Consider the following 16246-nt stretch of genomic DNA (forward strand, 5'->3'; position numbering starts at 1 on the left):
TTGTTCGCATGGTGCTGAAACTCTCGGTTGATGAACGCCTGGCACCGGCCAGGTTGTTCCCGCTGCTGGAGCAAAACGGCACGCATCTCGGCCTGCTGGACAAACTGGTGTGGCGCGTTGGCGTGCTGCCGAGTTTCCGGGAGGGCCTCATCAGCACACGCGAACGCTTGCTACCACTGATGTCGTCGCAGCCGGCCTGGGGGCCTGGACGGGTCGACACGTTCAACCCCTACAAGCTGATCCAGTTCGGCGTGCGCGCTGCGGATCTGACCCCCGAAGAGAGGATCGGCGTCGCCGACCTTCCGGCGGTCTTCGAACAGGGCCCGCGCGCGGGCATGAACCTGCATTGGGACGGAAACAACGCCAGCCTAGACGAGCGCAACCTCTCCGCCGCCATCGGCGCGGGGGTCACGCCCTATACCGTCGACCACCAGGCGATCCATCGGGTGGCAGACTGGCTGAAGACGTTGACCCCTCCGCCGAGCCCCAATCGCCCGAACGGTGAAAGCGTCGAGCGCGGGCGCGCCATCTACCGCAACGCTTGCGCGGACTGCCACGGCTTTCAGGAACCCCATCATTATGTCTTTGAAGGCAAGTATCTCGGCCAAGTCGAACCGATCACTAGGCTAAGAACCGATCGGGCCCGGCTTGACTCCTACGCCGACTGGTTCCGTCAGCGGCAGATCGACGAACTGTTCGCCGGCACGCGATACCACTTCCGACATTTCCGCAAGACCGACGGCTATGCTAATCTGCCTCTCGACGGGCTCTGGCTGCGCGGTCCCTATCTGCACAACGGCTCGGTTCCGACGCTGGCCGATCTGCTCAAGCCCCCGGCCGAGCGGCCGAGGACCTTCCTGCGCGGGCTCGACCTAGTGGATGGGGTCAATGGCGGCTTCGTCTCGCCCTCCTGTGATCCGGCCACGGCAGCCGACGCAAAGCCGTTCTGTTTCGATACCACGCTTCCCGGAAACGGCTCGGGCGGCCATCTCTACGGCGTCGAGTTGGCGCCCGCCAATAAGGCGGCACTGCTCGCCTATCTGCTGACTTTCTGACAGACGCGAGGCATGATCATGACGGAAGCACTCACAATCGGCTGGTCGAACGCCCGGGCCGAGGCCAGCCGCGGGCTCTATCGGCGTACCCTCGGCCTCAACTTGTTCCTCCACCTGTTGATCGGGCTGGCGTGCATCTTACTTCCGCACTGGATCTCGGCGACTTTCGGCCTCCCCGGTCCGATCCCCGCGGGCTGGGTGCGCGGCTGGGGCGCGATGCTGATCCTCGTGTCAGCGCTTTACACGCCCGGACTGATCGATCCGTTCCGGGTCCGTCTCCCTAACCTGATTGGGCTAGGCGGCCGGCTATGGCTGACAATCATCTGGCTGTTCTGCGGCGGCGGTTTCTTGTGGTTCGCACTCTTTGACTTCTTGTTCTTTGTAATACTCGCGCGTCTATACCTTCGATTTCTGACGAATACTCTGATGACCAGGCCTTAGGCCGGTACGAAGGCCCACGTCCGTGCGCAGCACAGACTAAGTCCCCCAGCGGGCGACGCCGGCGTGGAGGGCCGTCCAGCGGTGTGGAGCTTCGGCGCGTGCGGAACAGGCGGTGCGCGACATGCGACCTCGCGCGTGCCGGTCCTGCTGGTTGCAAAGCTGGTCTCTCCGGTCCTGGTAAGCACTACTTCAGGCCAGAGCGCCCGATACCATTCGGACAGCATCAGGTCGCGGCACTTGCGCGTGTCGCACTTGACCGGCCCATCGTTGAACGATGTCGTCAGCTAGCGCATCGAGGCGAGACCGCACGGCCCCATTCCCCTGCCTGCCACATGACCGAAACGAGCATCGACTTGGACGAGGCGACGAGCCAGGGGCAGGTTGGCTAAGAGCCGAGTAATTCGGCCGTCGGTCACCGCCTCGAGGTGTTGGCAGATCGCGTCGAGATGCCGGTTCCAGACCAGCTTGGTGGTCGGCTCCAGCACATGCGAGGCTTGACGAACGAAGCCGGCCATTGTTTGGCAACGTGCCCTTATTCTTTCCGCATCATGTGCAACGCGCTGGCGCGTTCAGCCTCAGCTTCCCGCCTCGCCTTCTCCGCCCTGATCAGGCGCACCATGGTCGCTGGGTCCGGCAAGCGGACCGAAGATGTCTTCGAGACGTGCGGGGTCATCACCGCTCAGCTTTGTCAGGTCGACGGTCGGGATCGGTCCGCCACCGCGGCCGGTGTGCTGCATGGTAGCCAGGATGGACATAGGGAGCCGCCGCTTTCGCCATGTCATCGCGCCTGCCTGGTCCGCCTTCGCATAACACATGACCTTCAGCATGTAGTCGAGGGGGTCGCGCCCGATGTTGCTACCTTCGCCTGCCGCGCCGCTTATGCTTTATTCGGTGCACCACGTTTGCGACCAGCTCCTGGTCTATGGCAAACCCCTCGCCGCTCCCGCCGCCCTCATCTCGCGTCGTGCTTCTCGCGCTCTGCCTCGATCTTGCTCTGCGCAAGCAGCAGCAGGCCATCAAGCAAACGAGCCAGCCTACCGTTAGTCAGCGGGCTCTTGCCATAATTCGGCGTGATTAGATCCAGCGGTCCCGGCGTCGGTCGCTGGCCACAACAACGAGGCCCACCAGCAAGCCTACAGCCGCACCCAGTATGAAGGCGGCCGACACCGTGCCAGGATTACTCTGGCTGGGTGCACTATTGGCGCCATCTTTGGCGCAATTACTGGCTTGTTTCGCACATGGCTAATCGCTTCCGTCTCGGTGTGCGCCGCGGGTCGGCTCCTGGTAGTCCGCCGGCCACCTTGGCGACTGTCAGAGGAAGCAATTAGGCAGAGGTGTAGGCGTCGACATTGCCCCAAGGATGCTCCGGGACACGCTCGCGCATCCGATCCGATGAGATACCAGGAGCCCCAATGCAAATTACGGCATCTCTCATCACATCGAGAAGACTGCCGGTATCTCCGGTCCTGTCCATCTTCATCACCTGTGATCCAGTCGACTCGCGGTAGATCAGGGTCGCATCAGTATCTTGGTTGAAGAAAATCATAGCGCTTTCCACCCCTCAAAAACCCGGTGATCGTTCAATTGTTCCGCCTGCGGCCCGTTAGGTACCTGCATAATGGATCGCGTCAAGGTACCTTCTGACACGAATCCGTACGATCCGCCATTCACGCTTTCTATCAAACCCCGAACCAATTGGTAGTTAACGGCTTGGTTCGGCCCGACCATAACCATCGGGTTAAACGGTTCCAGCAATTTCATTTCACTTGAGTAGCCTTTGTGAAGCTTCTTTAATTGACCGTAGAATTGTTCACTAGGTGTAGCAATAGGAAGGCCAAGAGCCCTCGCCTCTCGGCGGTTCATCGTATAATCATGGCTTCCAGAGTCGGCGCACAAGAAGTCGATTATCGCCTGAACCTTGTCCGAATCTTTCACGTGCTCCTTTAGAAGCTTGAGAGCTAGGAACCGGATCTGTGCTCGAGAACGAAATATCTCGCCCAAAACGAGCGGATGTACCTTGCTGGCCAAATCCATCAGTATGGACCCAAGCACGGCAACGTTGTCAATTTTTAGATCGGTGGCCGCCGCGTCCAAATAGCCCCGCACCGCCTCTACGCTCACAGGGATTCGGGCCAATTGATTGCCGTTGGGTACATGTGGACCAAGCGGGTGGACGAGGCTAGGATCAATTGGGCCTAATGCCGCTTGTTTGGTCATAACAATTTTCTGAGCACCAAGCGAAATCAGGGTGCCTGCGCTCATCGCCTTGTAGGGGATGAATACTTCGAACTCGTCACAAAATGTCTTTATGAGGTTAACTAACCGCCAAGCAGCAGCAGTGTTTCCGCCGTTGGTGTGAAGAAGGAGTGAAATACGCTTAGTGGGGCCTATTTTGTCGAGTATATCAACAAAAATATCTATACAATCAGCGCCGATTTGAGTTTCAGCATTTGGTCGGTCGCCGGTGACATAAGCGATAACTTTTGTGTCATGCTCTCGCTCGATCTTTTTATAGATCGATTTACGATTCAAAAACGGCATTGTCGTCCCCAAAACCCAGCCAGTGCGTCTCATACTCAACCAGCAAAGTCAAATAGTTCTTACGTCCCACCATCGACAGTGACAAGGTCACCGAGGCGCCCCTGTTTCACGAGCCAAGCTGAATATGCCCCAGCGAATTGGCAATGCGAACAAATGTCGAACATTGCGCGATTTGGCAGTCGAAGGGAAGCCCTCACGACTTAACGGGAGGCGCTTGGCACCGATCGAAAATCACGGTTTGTCCGAACTCCGGACATCCGCTTTCGGGGATCATCGACTTCTCGCAGCAATGAACGGCATGAGGCGCAAAGCGGCCATCCTTCCCTTAAGCCTTTGTTGGTCAGAGGCCGTCCAGGGGCGGATGTTTCGCATCCGAGCAACGCTCGCCTGCCCCTCGCGTCTCCATTGGGTCACCTTCTGACCCCGGCCCCCAGGATACACACGCGGGTGTCTACAATAACTCAAGACGGAGAGCTTGGAGCGATTGTATCGGCCAGAACCAGAGCACCTAGAGGGCCGAACATCTAGGGGCTCCTAACGCCTATTGCTCCACCTTGCCATTTCTCCGACGCCTACCAGCCGTTGGCTTCCTTCGCGAGATCGGGCGAAGACATCAGCGACCACCCGAGTTTCTGTTGCGGCGGGAAGCACACGTCAAAACCGAGTGGTCGTCTCATCCGAGCTCGCGTTCCGTGGCGGACACCAGCCCTCACGCCCAAACTGACTCGGTTGGATGGGGAACCGCTGTCGCCGGGAAGGCGTACCCCATTGAGCATTTCTGCACGACAACAAGCAACACGGCCGGCTTTGGCGTCGCCGTTAGCTCCGGCGAATCCGAACTCTATACCAGCGTCGATGTTTCGAGGACGCTGTGAATCGTTCAGGCGGGACTCGAAAGAGCGCACGAAGACGCGGGATAATGATCCTGGCCGACGAGGCTACGTTCATCTGGCCCACGATGGCAAATCTATCCTAGTGGAAGTCAATCTTTTTTGGCGGTTGCGCGGTGTGGCTTTTCAGCCTGATCAGCGCAGGCGTGTCGATTTTCGACGCTATGCGCCGGGCGAGTTCCCGCAATTCGAAAAAGCCGTCAATACTCATCAGGCTCAACGGTGTGCCCGACGAAGTGTCCCACCGCAAAGGTTCTTTGTCTTGCCTGTACGAAGATCCGTTCATCTCGCAAATGGCGTCATAAATCGCCTGTGCGATCGACATTTCGGCACGGATACGCTCTGCGTCTTTTTGGCTATTCACGAGAATTTTCCCCCAAACCCGCGATCCCCCTTAGCCGGTTTCATTGGGCACCGCCAGATCACGCGGATGTGACACGTCGGATAAAATCGATTGTATGGCGGAGGGAGCCACGCCAGACTCGCGGCGTTGAATGGGCACTATTGCCACCACGCGCCGTGATTGATTTCTGATTGATTATTTTCAAAGGAATCTGTGGGGCAAGAATGAAACAAACACCCAAGGTCCTCTTATCCGCAGACGGCAAGCGACGCGTAGTCTTCTATGAAACGATAATGGTCTTTTTCAATGGAGAGAACAGGGGATCATTCCTCCAGACCCAGACCTCGGTCACCCGGACCCCGAATGGGGACCCACCAACCATATCCCATCTGGATATTTGGCGCGGCTCGACGTGGCTGAGGGAGAAGCATGCAAGATCGTCGGTGGCTCCGTGATTCCAATAGCGTCGTCCGTCCGCCGTTCTATATCCGCGCAAACTCCGCAGGCCTTGACGATCGCCAGCCCAGCGCCAGTATGCTGGCCATGGATGAGAAATTACATCTATGGGGAAAGAACCGGCCTGCAGCTCGTGCGCATCGCGATCGAGCTCACCTGTCCGGCCGGGGTGCTGCCGAGCGAAGAGGCGGTGAACGTGCTCTATGGCCCGTTACCCGTGAACGAGGGCGAGGCGCTGGCCAAGGCGATCATCGAAACGGTCGAGCGACTGACCCGCGACCACGACATTTAGGCGAGTATGCCACTTTGCGGGTCTCCAAGGCTTCAAGGACTTCGAACACGCGGCCGACCGGCGCGGCGATTTTGCTAGCAGGCAAGTGCTTCACGCGGCCAATTAGCCCCAGCTTGACAGGTCGTGACCTAGGAGAATCCGCTAACTAACTTCTTTGTCCAGCTTGCAATCGCGAGCCCGCACGCGATGCCGACACAATCGGCAAACCAGTCGAATATGTCCATGTCGCGACTTATTATTTGCGTGCCCTGCAGGATCTCGATCCCGGCGCCGGTAAGGGCGAGGAAAATTATCAGTCTTGCCCTGCGCTCAACCGAGCCGATGGCCGTCAACACGACGAACGCTGCGGCGTGAAGCGACCCGCGACCCAGTGGGTGCAGCCGGTGGAGGTCAAGCTGCGCGTCAAGCACCTCCGTGGCGAGCACAATATATACGCGAGAATCGTGTCGCTTGTCGACACGCGACTCAATGCTTACAGACGACTATTGGCAGACGGCCTCTTTACAGAAGTTGCTTGAGGCCGAACTGAGCCACTACGAGATCCATGGCGAGCCGCGAATTTCACTGCATGGTCCGAATGTGGCCCTCGTCGCCGATATTGCGATACCTGTCGGCATGGCGTTTCATGAACTTGCCTCCAACTCAGCAAAAATCGGCGCCCTGTCGCGCCCGCAAGGCCGCCTTGAAGTGCAATGGTGGATACCGGATTCCGCAGGTGAGCAGGTCCTGCATCTTCATTGGCAGGAGCGGGACGGCCCCATTGTGCAGCCGCCGAGTCGACGAGGCTTTGGAACGACATTGCTGGAAAGAGTGGTTACAGTGCAATGCAATGCGAAGATCAACTGCATTACAATCCCGGCGGCCTGCGTTTCACTATGGCGTTGCCATTGCGCGAAACGAGGCTCGTTCCAGCGTACTCCTGAGTGACCTGCCGAACGCGACGAACTAGCCTGCAGCCTGTGGCAGCAGCCGAAGCCACCAATTAAAGAGCTCGCTGCGCGACTTTCTTCAGCGATTCTACGGTGCCAGGATGCACGTTGCGTGCTGGGATCGCCATTCGGGCCGCTGAGGCCGCCCGGCCCCTGGCAGCACCAGGTCGGAGCCCGCATGAACGATTGGGACAAAACCCCGCTGCTAAGCCGACCTTTTGAGCTCCGCCACCTGAACGCCCAGCCGGAAGGCCTGACCGTCTGCAAACAAGCGCGCGTAGCTCTCAGCTGTGAAAGGGACCGTGGTAGTGGTACCATTGACCGTCACGCGAACCGACCACCCTTTGCCCTTCATTATTTCAACGGCATGTTGCACATGCGCAGCGATGCATTCCTCCCAGAATGGTACGTTGAGAAGGGGAGGAGGCCGCTGCCGGCCCGTCCGTTCGCGGCAGTCAAGGCCGACGACGAGGCACAGAAGCCACGCGTGATGGCGCGCCAGAAGGCCTTGCTGGGAGGCGCGATACGACCTTTGGGATCGTCCCATGCCGGGCGTGAAAATGTCCGGCGGCACCAAGCCGGTCCAGGAGGGCGTCCGCGTGAAGCTGGCAAACGACCAGACCTGGCAGGGCCTGGCGGAGATGAGCCCTGGCGAGATCCGCGACCGCGATCTGCTGCCTGACGGCTTCCTGCCGCTGCCGCATGTCAAACAGGCGGCCGGAGGCCAGGTCTTTCCGGAAGAGGAGATCCGCGAGGTCGGCCGGCAGGAAGGACGCGACCTGAGGCGCTTCGACGTCGACTTCGATCTTCCCGATTACCTCACCCCGGAATTCCCGTCACCGATATTCCTGACCACTCATCCGGAACTCGGCGATCTGTCGCGCGGCGAGCTGCTGACGATCCGCAACTACTACGAAACCATGAACGGCATCATCACACCGGTGCAGATGGAGGGTCTGCGGCTTCTGTTGACGCCGTTCCCACAGGAGGAATTCAATCAGACCGAGGACCGCAAGGTCGCCGCGCAAATCATGGGCGTCGCCTGCCTCGATTGCCACGCCAATTTCAACACCAATGCCGCCTTTCATCTAACGCCCGATATCAGGCCGCAGGCAGCGCGCTTCCGCCTCGATTCGACCAGCCTGCGCGGCCTGTTCAACCAACAAATCCACGGGTCGAAACGGTCGCTGCGTTCAGTCGAGGATTTCACCGAATTCGAGCAACGCACCGCCTATTTCAACGGCGACCATATCAGTGCTACCAGGAAAGGCGTCAACCTACCAGACCGCACCAATCAGGTGGCGATGATGGCGCAGATGCAGAACATCATCGACTTTCCGCCGGCGCCGAAGCTCGATGCGTTCGGAAAGCTCGATCCCGCCATGGCCAGCGAAAAGGAGCTGGCGGGCGAGCGGGTGTTCATGGGAAAGGGCCGCTGCTCGGCATGCCATGACCCGCAAACATCGTTCATGGACAACAACATGCACGATTTGAAACTGGAGCGCTTCTACAAACCCGGGCGGACCGTCAACGACATGGTGGAACTGCCGGACGGGCCGATCAAGACGTTTACGCTGCGCGGCATCAAGGACACGCCACCCTATCTGCATGACGGCCGTCTGATGACGCTGGCCGATACGGTGGAGTTCTTCAACCTGGTGCTCGGCGTCAAGCTCACCCAGGACGAGAAGGATGATCTCGTCGCCTATATGCTCGCACTTTGACACGCGGCAGGCCGACCGGTCGGCACATCTTCGGTGGAGGTTTTCATGCGTGTTCTTGCAACGACCTTGGGCCTTACGGCACTCTGCGCATCGCCTCTCTTTGCGCAGATCGGAAACCCGGCCCGGCAATGCTCCGGATACGTTGATGGCCTCGCCGGGTCAGCCCATGCCCCACCAGACCAATTAGCAGGAGCGGCTGTTCGCGCAATTCGCCACGGCCGGCGGCACGGCAGAAGTCGATTTCGGTAATCTTGCGAAAAAATCCGGCCATTCCGCCATCAAGGAATTTGCCAGCCGCATGGTCGACGACCACTCAGCGGCAAACGAAACTGAAATCGCTTGCCGAAGCCGACAAGATCCCACTACCGCAGGGGCTCGACGACGAGCACAAGCAGCTGCGCGCCAAGCTTGAAAAGCTCGAAGGGGCTGCGTTCGACCTCGCCTATATCAGCGGCCAGATCACCGATCACCAGAGACTGTGCAACTGCTCGAATGGGAGATTGGTTCGGGCCAGGATACCGACCTCCAGCATTTCGGCTCAGATACTTTGCCGACTGTGCTCGAGCATCTGCGGATGGCGCGCGACATCAAAGCAAAACTCGCAAGCCAGGCGCTCGCCGACGCCGCTTCGGGGCCGCCAAGAAAGTGAATGGGTTAGCGCGCGCCACGTAAAACGGCGGACCCAGTGCTTAAATTGCCCACGGCCGGCCATGCAGTTTTGTCGCCTTGATGATGGAAACCTTCGCTCGCTCGCAGCTCATTCCCCGCGAATTCCGGCTCAATGTCCCCGAATATCCCTTCAGGTCACGCCGCTGGAAGCTGCGCTTGCTTTGCAGAACCCAGCACTGAATATCAGAAGCTGCCCAGCCCCGTGGCATTGCTGAGCTTCCATTCGGTGCCGAGCCAACGTCTTCCACCCAACACGTGCCGCTGGACAGCCCAGAGAGACCAACAGGCACGGGACAACAAAGCGGAGATCGCAGGAACAGCAACTTGATGCTGCCGACTGGAAGCTCGCGACCAACGAGGCCATAGGTTCCCATCGTGGGGCCAGAGAAGTAGTCAAGGCGCTTCTCGTCGCCAACGCTGCCCTGGAGCGTGGGCTGGCTCTAGCGGCCGCTACTTTGAGTCATGAGTTTAGCAGGGATGGCACCGCCGAAGATGGTCCCAGCGACACCGAACAGGTTCGCGGCAGAGGAAGGCAGTCAGCATGCTAGACAGCTCCTGCCGCAGCAGAAGGCTCCCAATTCATTGTGGTCACCGCCTTCGACGCCGACGAGACCGGGCACCTTCAGGCTGTCTTCGGTCCAGCAGAGCAGCAGTCGGAAGATCGGGCAGTAAGGACCGCGAACGCTCTTGCGAGCAAACATGCCGCGGCTATTGCGTGGTCCCATGATGCTAACTCGGCGGGGCGAATGGGGCGAGCCGACGACCCTCTTTGTTCGAGGCGACGTGACCGACTGGAGTGACGGGCTGCGCGTCCGACGCCAGGCACCGCTCAGCCAGGTGCAGCAGATCAGCGCTTGGCAGAGTCGCTGTCCGTTTCGGCCCTCGCGAGGAACTCCTCGGTTGTCGACGGAAGATGGTCTTTCAACCATTCCGCCATGGCGACCTCCTCTCGCAGGTTCTCTTCGCAAGCCCGCACGACCTCGGTTTCGCCCAGCGATTCAGCGGCGGCAATGAGGATCGTGTAGGAGGCGATTTCCATGTGTTCGAACGTGTAGCTCGCAAGGGAGCCCTTCATCACCTCGTCGCCTGCGAAGACGCCACTCAAGGATTGCGCCAGGGCAGTCAACTTTCCGCCAGCATCCTCCATAGTGGATGAACCCTCATCCATCCGGTCGAGACAGGCTTTCAGCCGAGCAGCCTGTTCCCTCGTTTCATCAAGGTGCAGACGGATTCGGTCGCTGAGTTCCGGATAGTTCTCAATACGGCTTAGCTGCCCGTTCAACATTGTTTCGGCCTGCTCTTCCATGGCATGAGCGTCCCGAAGCCATTGCACCAGCCATTCTCGCGCCTCTGACATTTGAAATCTCCTTTTTGACAAAAGAGAACTGCCGAACAGTGAGATTGTTCCTAGTGAAGCGGGCCCTAGGTCTCCTCGCCCTTGAAATGCTTCACACGGCTTTGATGCACTCCCGAACGGCCTGCGTCGCTACGGGTTTTGGTGTCTTCAGACACCCGTCCGGCATGCTTCTGACTCGCTCCGGTGATTGGGCCGGCAGTAGACAACAAACCCGGAGCGCTACTCACGGGACCGTAGCACCCCCTCCTCCTTGGCAGCAGCCTCGAAGGCCTGACGGACATCCATCGGGATCGCCCGGTTCTCAAACGCGTCAACGCAGGCCTGGACCGCCTTCCTCCACAGGTCCACGCTTGGACCACTTCATGAGTTCCTCGGCTGCACCCTCTAGGTGGTTTACTCCCAGGCCGGTCGGTCTTGACGTACACCGGAGGGGAGAACCAATAGGTAACCATTAGGGGAATGTAGGGCGGCTATAGAGCTTCGTCGTCTCTGGTCTTACCAATCGCCTCAAGTAATGAAGCTAGGGTTGGGCTTAGCTCTGTGTCGACTGGCCCAAACAGCTTCTGTACATGACAACGATTGTCTTCGGTTCCGATCGACTCCCGAACGGCGGGACTTATGCCCAGCTATGTCGCGCTTTATCATGTCAGCCGAGGTCCCCGGCCTTTTGCGTAACCCGCAGATGGGAATGGTTGCATTAGGGGAACAAATGCAGGTCCACGTCGGTTAAAGACGTGCAGATCCGTCTCGGTGCAGCCACTGTCGAGGTCCGTCGCCAATTCCTCTCGGTGGGCGGACCTCCAACGATAGTTACAGCGGGACTAAAAAGTAGGCCCAATCTCGCGCTCCAGGGCGACGCGGGCCTTCCGTAAGAGACGAGCAGCCGCTCCAGTAGGCCTTCATCCAATTCATGCTAGGCCGAAACGCCGGTCGTGCTCAACGATCCGGTCCTGTATCGACACTACGGCTTCATAACGAGCTACAAGGCTCGTGAGGACTTCCTGATGATCGGAGGTCATACGCTGCCCGTTCTGGGCAGGGAGCGGGCATCAAGCTTAAGGCGTTCATAAAGAACGGCCTCGTCGAACTCGCCGTCCGAGAACAGTGCCATTACGCTCACGCTCAGGCGCTTCGCCTGCATGCTACTAAACGGAGATACCTGTCTCGGCGCAGACACGATCAAAGACCTGCTTCAACAAAGCCAGGTCGCTGGGATAGGCAATGCCACTCATTGAGCTGGTGTTACTGACCATAGCTGTTCCTCCCATTAGGGCGGAAGCGTGGCCGTCGCTCAACGGCGATGCCCATGATGTAAATCGCCGATGGAAGCAGGCTACTCCGATTCATGCGGAGAGTCTGGGAAAGGGCTGCTAGAGTTCTGCTCACCGAAGTCGCGCCTCCCGAGACAGAACCCAAGCAGCGATCCTTGGGTCATTCCTAAAGAAATCAAGAGTTGGAAACGTACCAAACAGAGGATGGGGATGTTTGGTATTCAGTGAGGCGCTTTCTATGGACACGCTCAAGTGGCTTCTCAGCTGCTGAACTGCGGCATGCACTAAATCGCCACCTGTGTCCCGATCTCGACGACGCGTCCGGTCGGGATCTGGAAATATTCCGTTGCGTCGGCCGCCGTGCGCGCCAGCCCGATGAACAGCTTGTCCTGCCAGACCGGCATGCCGGAATTGGGCGAGGCCTTGAGCGAGCGCCGCGACAGGAAGAAAGAGGTCGTCATGATGTCGAATTTCCAGCCCTGCTTGCGGCAGATCGCCAGCGCACGCGGAATGTTTGGCTGCTCCATGTAGCCGAAGGTCAGCGTCACCCGCATGAACAGCTCGTTCACGGTCTCCATCTTGACCCGGTCACTGTCGGGCACGACGGGTTGTTGCGCCGTCACCACCGAGAGGATGACATTCTGTTCGTGCAGCACCTTGTAGTGCTTCAGGCTGTGCATCAACGCGGTCGGCGCGCTGGCGGGATCGCTGGTCAGGAACACGGCCGTACCGGACATCAGCTGCGGTTTCCTCTTCAACAGATTGCCTGCAAGGGACTCGAGCGGAATCTCGTTCCTGCGCGTCTTGTCGAATAGATACCTGGTGCCTCTTATCCAAGTCCACATGGTCATCACGATCACTGCGGCAATGGCAAGCGAGGCCCAGCCGCCTTCGAGTACCTTGACGATGTTGGCTGCAAAGAAGCCGGTATCGATGAAGACGAACACCGCCATTAAGGCTATCGCGACGCCGAGCGGCCATTTCCAGATGCGCGTCATGACGACATAAAGCAGTATGTTCGTCACCAGCATGTTGCCTGTCACCGAAATGCCGTAGGCCGAGGCAAGCTTGCTGGATTCGCCAAAGCCGACCACCAGCAGCATCACCACGAGCGCCAGTAGCATGTTGACGCGCGGCATGTAGATCTGGCCGGATTGTCTTTCCGACGTATGCAGGATTTCCAGGCGCGGCAGCATGTTGAGCTGCACTGCTTGCCTGGTCAGCGAGAAAGCGCCGGAGATCACCGCCTGGCTGGCGACCACGGTCGCCGCCGTCGCCAGCACCACCATCGGGATAAGCATCCAGCCTTCGTTCATCTCGAAGAAGGGATGACCGACGACACCGCCATTCGCCAGCACGAAGGCGCCTTGCCCGACATAGTTGAGCAACAGGCAAGGAAACACGATGGCCAGCCAGGCAAGCACAATCGGCTTGCGCCCGAAATGGCCGAGGTCGGCATAGAGCGCCTCAGCGCCGGTGACGGCGAGAAAAACCGCACCAACCGTGACGAAGGTGACTTCGGGCGAGTTGATCAGGAATGACACGATGTAATGCGGGCTGATTGCCAGCAGGATTTCCGGGTCGTCCATGATGTGGTTGAGGCCGGAAAGGCCGATGGCCAGGAACCACAGCGCGGTAACGGGCCCGAACACCAATCCTACGCCGCCGGTGCCAAACCGCTGTACCGCGAACACGACCGCCAGAATGGCCAGTGTCAGCGGCACCACATAGGGCTGGAATGTCGGCGTGACGACATTCATACCTTCGACCGCCGACAGCACCGAGATCGCCGGCGTAATGACTGCGTCGCCGAAAAAAAGCGCCGCGCCGACAATGCCGATGCCGAGGATCACCGCCGAGCGCGTCGGGAAACTGTTGCGCGCCAGCGCCATAAGCGACAGCACCCCGCCCTCGCCGCGATTGTCGGCACGGAGCACGAACATGATGTATTTGATGGTGACGGTGATCGTCAGCGACCAGATGATCAGCGAGAGTACGCCGAGGATGTCGCCACGGTTGGCGACGTTGCCACCGGCCGATGCGTGCAACGCCTCTCGGAATGCATAGATCGGGCTGGTGCCGATATCGCCGTAAACCACGCCGAGCGCGCCCAACATCAGCACCTTGGTGCTGTGCTGCTCGACCTCAGAATGGCTCGATTGTTCGACAGATTCTGCCTCGTTACCAGCATTGGTAAGGGCCATGGACGACACTCCGATAAGCGGGCGGTGCTCTACGCTTGCTGCACTGCAATATCAAGTGCCGTCACGTAATGTCTGCGTCTCGGTATTGCCTATCGCTCGTCGGCTTCGCAGACTCGTCAGCCCCGAAGCGGCTTGGGAATTTTTGCGAGACTATGCTGAAGCTCCGTCCGCCAAACCATTCCGGATGTATCACCGGCCGGAACCAGAGGACCTAGAGGCTCGAGCATCTAGGGGCTAACAACGCCTATTTCTCCAGCGTGCCATGATTCTCCAAGCCCTGCCAGCCCAAGACATCAGCGACCGGTCACGGTTTCTGTCCGCCGGAAGCGCGCGTCAAGATCCGAGTGATCGTCGTGCAGAAGATCGCATATTTGCATGGCGACTGCGCTGCGAAAAATGAGCGAAGCCATGAACGAACTCGAAGACACCCCATTAAAAACCTGGGCGCCGTTCGCCCTCCAGATTTGATGGGGATCGCGCCAATTGCAGAGCTTAGTGACCAGCAGCCAATGCTGGAGTCAGGCCGAAATGCTGACTGCTGCTTTGAGGCTCGGATTATAAGAAGCAGACCTTCGGGCCCCCAGGGGCACCGACGTGATCTGACCCAGAGCAGCCATTCCCGAGGTGGAATCGGATTTCGGGATGCCGAAGTTCACCCACTGACAGTCATGACCCGCCGGCCGGTATTCACCTCCCAGTGAGCTCATGGCCAACCGGAGCATGAATCTCTCTGACTCGCCAACGATCAATAACGGGGCCCGAATCACAGGGACCGGCAATTAACAAGTTATCTTGGACCAATCCATCCATTAATGGCCCGAGCTGATGGTTTCAGATAGACGGCGCGTTCGAAGCTCGTGGATGTTCCTTGCAAAATTTCACACGGGAATCCATTCTGCTCTAAATTGAACGACGGGGCTGGAAATGGGGTTCGTAGATATCCTGGGTAAAGTCGACATCTTTCAATATTGGCCTCACGGCTCATCGGACGTTGACACCTTGAAGTTCGTTCCCGACCTTGCGTCGGCTCAGTATTTCGTGAACGGCACCACGAGGAATGTTGGGGCGTTTTTTGAAAGAGGCGGCACGTTTCAACCCGATGACAATAATCCAGGCGAAGAGAAATTCAGGTCGATCCTGCGTAAAGCCGGAGGAGTGTCGCTCTCGGTTCGGCTGCAGGGCATCGATGCGCCTGAGACTCACTACTCGCCCAACTATCGTGAAGGCATGTTTGATGGCGACTACGCCAAATGGATCGCCAAGCACATCGCTCGGCAAAATTCTTACCGTCAGCCATACGGAAAGCTCTGCACCGATTTGTTCGCCAACGGCCTGAGGGCACTGCTTGGCATCGGCTCGTTCAACTCGGCCACGCCGGAAGTTCTGGTCCCCGCGAAGGTTAGAATCCTGGCCGACGGCATCAATGGCTCAGTCGATGTCTACGGCCGAGTGATCGGATACGTCACTCTCATCGGCAATGGCCAAGAGATTGTCTTGAACGATTATGCTCTGTCACAGGGTTTCGCCTTCTGCTCGTTCTACGGCAGCATGGCAATCGACGAAATGAAGCGACTTACCGATCTCTTTGCGTCACACGGTGCAGGCGGCGCTCCCAGATCGCAACTGAGAAGCAATGTCTCGAGCCAGCTTCGCGATTTCGAGCCCGAGCTCTGGACGACAAAGTCTATGCGCGACACCGATCGCGACGACAATGGGGTGGACTCCTTCCGTTCAAGATGTTTCGATCCGAAGCTGTTTCGACGATGCGTCGATTGGGTCGGGCGCAAAGAAGCGCTTGGTGAGTCAACCACGCTGCTAGACTACATGCGATCCAACGATGAGCAGATCGTATTGCTGAGCGACTTCTTGGCAGCAAAAGGCGATTGGAACAAATCACGGAAATTCGCGATGGGCTCTCTAATCACGAAAGAAGGTGCGTTCGCCTACAAGACGGGCGAAGTCGTTTTTGAGTCGCGCCCTATTGAGATCGTCAACGACCAACGTGAGCCCTTGCCGGAGAGCTTCCTCACACCGTATGACGTGGGTGTACTGCCTTGACGGGCCGGAGAGGCGA

The 16246-nt window shown here is 58.7% G+C and carries 14 protein-coding genes and 3 pseudogenes; 9 read left to right on the top strand and 8 right to left on the bottom strand.

Going from position 1 to position 16246, the window contains the following annotated elements:
• Positions 1 to 8: 8 nt before the first annotated feature.
• Complete coding sequence (locus E5W87_RS00005; protein WP_292392860.1) at positions 9 to 1055, top strand: hypothetical protein; 1047 nt, start codon at positions 9 to 11, stop codon at positions 1053 to 1055.
• Positions 1056 to 1073: 18 nt separating this feature from the next.
• Positions 1074 to 1496 carry a hypothetical protein gene (locus E5W87_RS00010; protein WP_292392862.1) on the top strand — a complete coding sequence of 141 codons (423 nt, stop codon included), beginning with the start codon at positions 1074 to 1076 and terminating at the stop codon, positions 1494 to 1496.
• 284 nt (positions 1497 to 1780) lie between these two features.
• On the opposite strand, the gene E5W87_RS00015 is transcribed toward E5W87_RS00010, so the two are convergent.
• From E5W87_RS00015 to E5W87_RS00035, 5 genes are all read right to left on the bottom strand, one after another.
• The gene (locus E5W87_RS00015; RefSeq protein ID WP_292392865.1) at positions 1781 to 2011 is read right to left on the bottom strand and encodes a hypothetical protein; all 231 of its coding nucleotides are present in this window, start codon (positions 2009 to 2011) and stop codon (positions 1781 to 1783) included.
• A 60-nt stretch (positions 2012 to 2071) separates the two neighbouring features.
• On the bottom strand, positions 2072 to 2251 hold the full coding sequence (locus E5W87_RS00020; RefSeq protein WP_292392868.1) for a hypothetical protein: 180 nt from the start codon (positions 2249 to 2251) through the stop codon (positions 2072 to 2074).
• A gap of 569 nt (positions 2252 to 2820) precedes the next feature.
• A complete protein-coding gene (locus E5W87_RS00025) occupies positions 2821 to 3042 on the bottom strand; it encodes a hypothetical protein (RefSeq protein WP_292392870.1) in 222 nt (73 codons plus the stop codon).
• A complete protein-coding gene (locus E5W87_RS00030) occupies positions 3039 to 4037 on the bottom strand; it encodes a hypothetical protein (RefSeq protein WP_292392872.1) in 999 nt (332 codons plus the stop codon). Before E5W87_RS00030 ends, E5W87_RS00025 begins: the two co-directional genes overlap by 4 nt.
• 972 nt (positions 4038 to 5009) lie before the next feature.
• Positions 5010 to 5291 (bottom strand): hypothetical protein, encoded by a 282-nt coding sequence (locus tag E5W87_RS00035; RefSeq protein ID WP_292392874.1) that lies wholly within the window; start codon positions 5289 to 5291, stop codon positions 5010 to 5012.
• Between the two features lie 526 nt (positions 5292 to 5817).
• Here E5W87_RS00035 and E5W87_RS00040 point away from each other — a divergent pair.
• The 6 genes and pseudogenes from E5W87_RS00040 to E5W87_RS00060 all read left to right on the top strand — a co-directional run bounded on the left by E5W87_RS00040 (position 5818) and on the right by E5W87_RS00060 (position 9320).
• A complete protein-coding gene (locus E5W87_RS00040; protein ID WP_095486945.1) occupies positions 5818 to 6018 on the top strand; it encodes a hypothetical protein in 201 nt (66 codons plus the stop codon).
• A 468-nt stretch (positions 6019 to 6486) separates the two neighbouring features.
• Positions 6487 to 6945, top strand: a complete 459-nt coding sequence (locus E5W87_RS00045; RefSeq protein ID WP_292392876.1) for a sensor histidine kinase — start codon at positions 6487 to 6489, stop codon at positions 6943 to 6945.
• Positions 6946 to 7314: 369 nt separating this feature from the next.
• A pseudogene (locus tag E5W87_RS00050) lies at positions 7315 to 8671 on the top strand (cytochrome B6).
• Positions 8672 to 8867: 196 nt separating this feature from the next.
• Positions 8868 to 8924, top strand: a pseudogene (locus tag E5W87_RS35975) (hypothetical protein); the annotation flags it as partial.
• A gap of 34 nt (positions 8925 to 8958) precedes the next feature.
• Positions 8959 to 9093, top strand: a pseudogene (locus tag E5W87_RS35980) (hypothetical protein); the annotation flags it as partial.
• 56 nt (positions 9094 to 9149) lie between these two features.
• Positions 9150 to 9320, top strand: a complete 171-nt coding sequence (locus tag E5W87_RS00060; RefSeq protein ID WP_292392878.1) for a hypothetical protein — start codon at positions 9150 to 9152, stop codon at positions 9318 to 9320.
• Positions 9321 to 10187: 867 nt separating this feature from the next.
• On the opposite strand, the gene E5W87_RS00065 is transcribed toward E5W87_RS00060, so the two are convergent.
• The 3 genes from E5W87_RS00065 to E5W87_RS00075 all read right to left on the bottom strand — a co-directional run bounded on the left by E5W87_RS00065 (position 10188) and on the right by E5W87_RS00075 (position 14172).
• A complete protein-coding gene (locus tag E5W87_RS00065) occupies positions 10188 to 10697 on the bottom strand; it encodes a DUF892 family protein (RefSeq protein ID WP_292392880.1) in 510 nt (169 codons plus the stop codon).
• A 219-nt stretch (positions 10698 to 10916) separates the two neighbouring features.
• Positions 10917 to 11045 (bottom strand): DUF982 domain-containing protein, encoded by a 129-nt coding sequence (locus E5W87_RS00070; RefSeq protein WP_292392882.1) that lies wholly within the window; start codon positions 11043 to 11045, stop codon positions 10917 to 10919.
• A 1207-nt stretch (positions 11046 to 12252) separates the two neighbouring features.
• Positions 12253 to 14172, bottom strand: coding sequence for a potassium transporter Kup (locus E5W87_RS00075; RefSeq protein WP_292392885.1), 1920 nt, complete (start codon positions 14170 to 14172; stop codon positions 12253 to 12255).
• A 924-nt stretch (positions 14173 to 15096) separates the two neighbouring features.
• Between E5W87_RS00075 and E5W87_RS00080 the strand changes: the two genes are divergently transcribed.
• Positions 15097 to 16230: a hypothetical protein gene (locus E5W87_RS00080; RefSeq protein WP_292392887.1), complete on the top strand. Its 1134-nt coding sequence runs from the start codon at positions 15097 to 15099 to the stop codon at positions 16228 to 16230.
• The last annotated feature ends 16 nt before the right edge of the window (positions 16231 to 16246 follow it).

It is taken from the genome of Mesorhizobium sp., assembly GCF_004962925.1.
Taxonomy (GTDB): Bacteria; Pseudomonadota; Alphaproteobacteria; order Rhizobiales; family Rhizobiaceae; genus Mesorhizobium.

Coding starts and splice junctions, on each gene's coding strand:
- E5W87_RS00040 (WP_095486945.1), top strand. CDS start 5,818: ATGAGAAATTACATCTATGGGGAAAGAACCGGCCTGCAGCTCGTGCGC.
- E5W87_RS00005 (WP_292392860.1), top strand. CDS start 9: ATGGTGCTGAAACTCTCGGTTGATGAACGCCTGGCACCGGCCAGGTTG.
- E5W87_RS00030 (WP_292392872.1), bottom strand. CDS start 4,037: ATGCCGTTTTTGAATCGTAAATCGATCTATAAAAAGATCGAGCGAGAG.
- E5W87_RS00045 (WP_292392876.1), top strand. CDS start 6,487: ATGCTTACAGACGACTATTGGCAGACGGCCTCTTTACAGAAGTTGCTT.
- E5W87_RS00010 (WP_292392862.1), top strand. CDS start 1,074: ATGACGGAAGCACTCACAATCGGCTGGTCGAACGCCCGGGCCGAGGCC.
- E5W87_RS00065 (WP_292392880.1), bottom strand. CDS start 10,697: ATGTCAGAGGCGCGAGAATGGCTGGTGCAATGGCTTCGGGACGCTCAT.
- E5W87_RS00015 (WP_292392865.1), bottom strand. CDS start 2,011: ATGGCCGGCTTCGTTCGTCAAGCCTCGCATGTGCTGGAGCCGACCACC.
- E5W87_RS00020 (WP_292392868.1), bottom strand. CDS start 2,251: ATGTCCATCCTGGCTACCATGCAGCACACCGGCCGCGGTGGCGGACCG.
- E5W87_RS00025 (WP_292392870.1), bottom strand. CDS start 3,042: ATGATTTTCTTCAACCAAGATACTGATGCGACCCTGATCTACCGCGAG.
- E5W87_RS00080 (WP_292392887.1), top strand. CDS start 15,097: ATGGGGTTCGTAGATATCCTGGGTAAAGTCGACATCTTTCAATATTGG.
- E5W87_RS00075 (WP_292392885.1), bottom strand. CDS start 14,172: ATGGCCCTTACCAATGCTGGTAACGAGGCAGAATCTGTCGAACAATCG.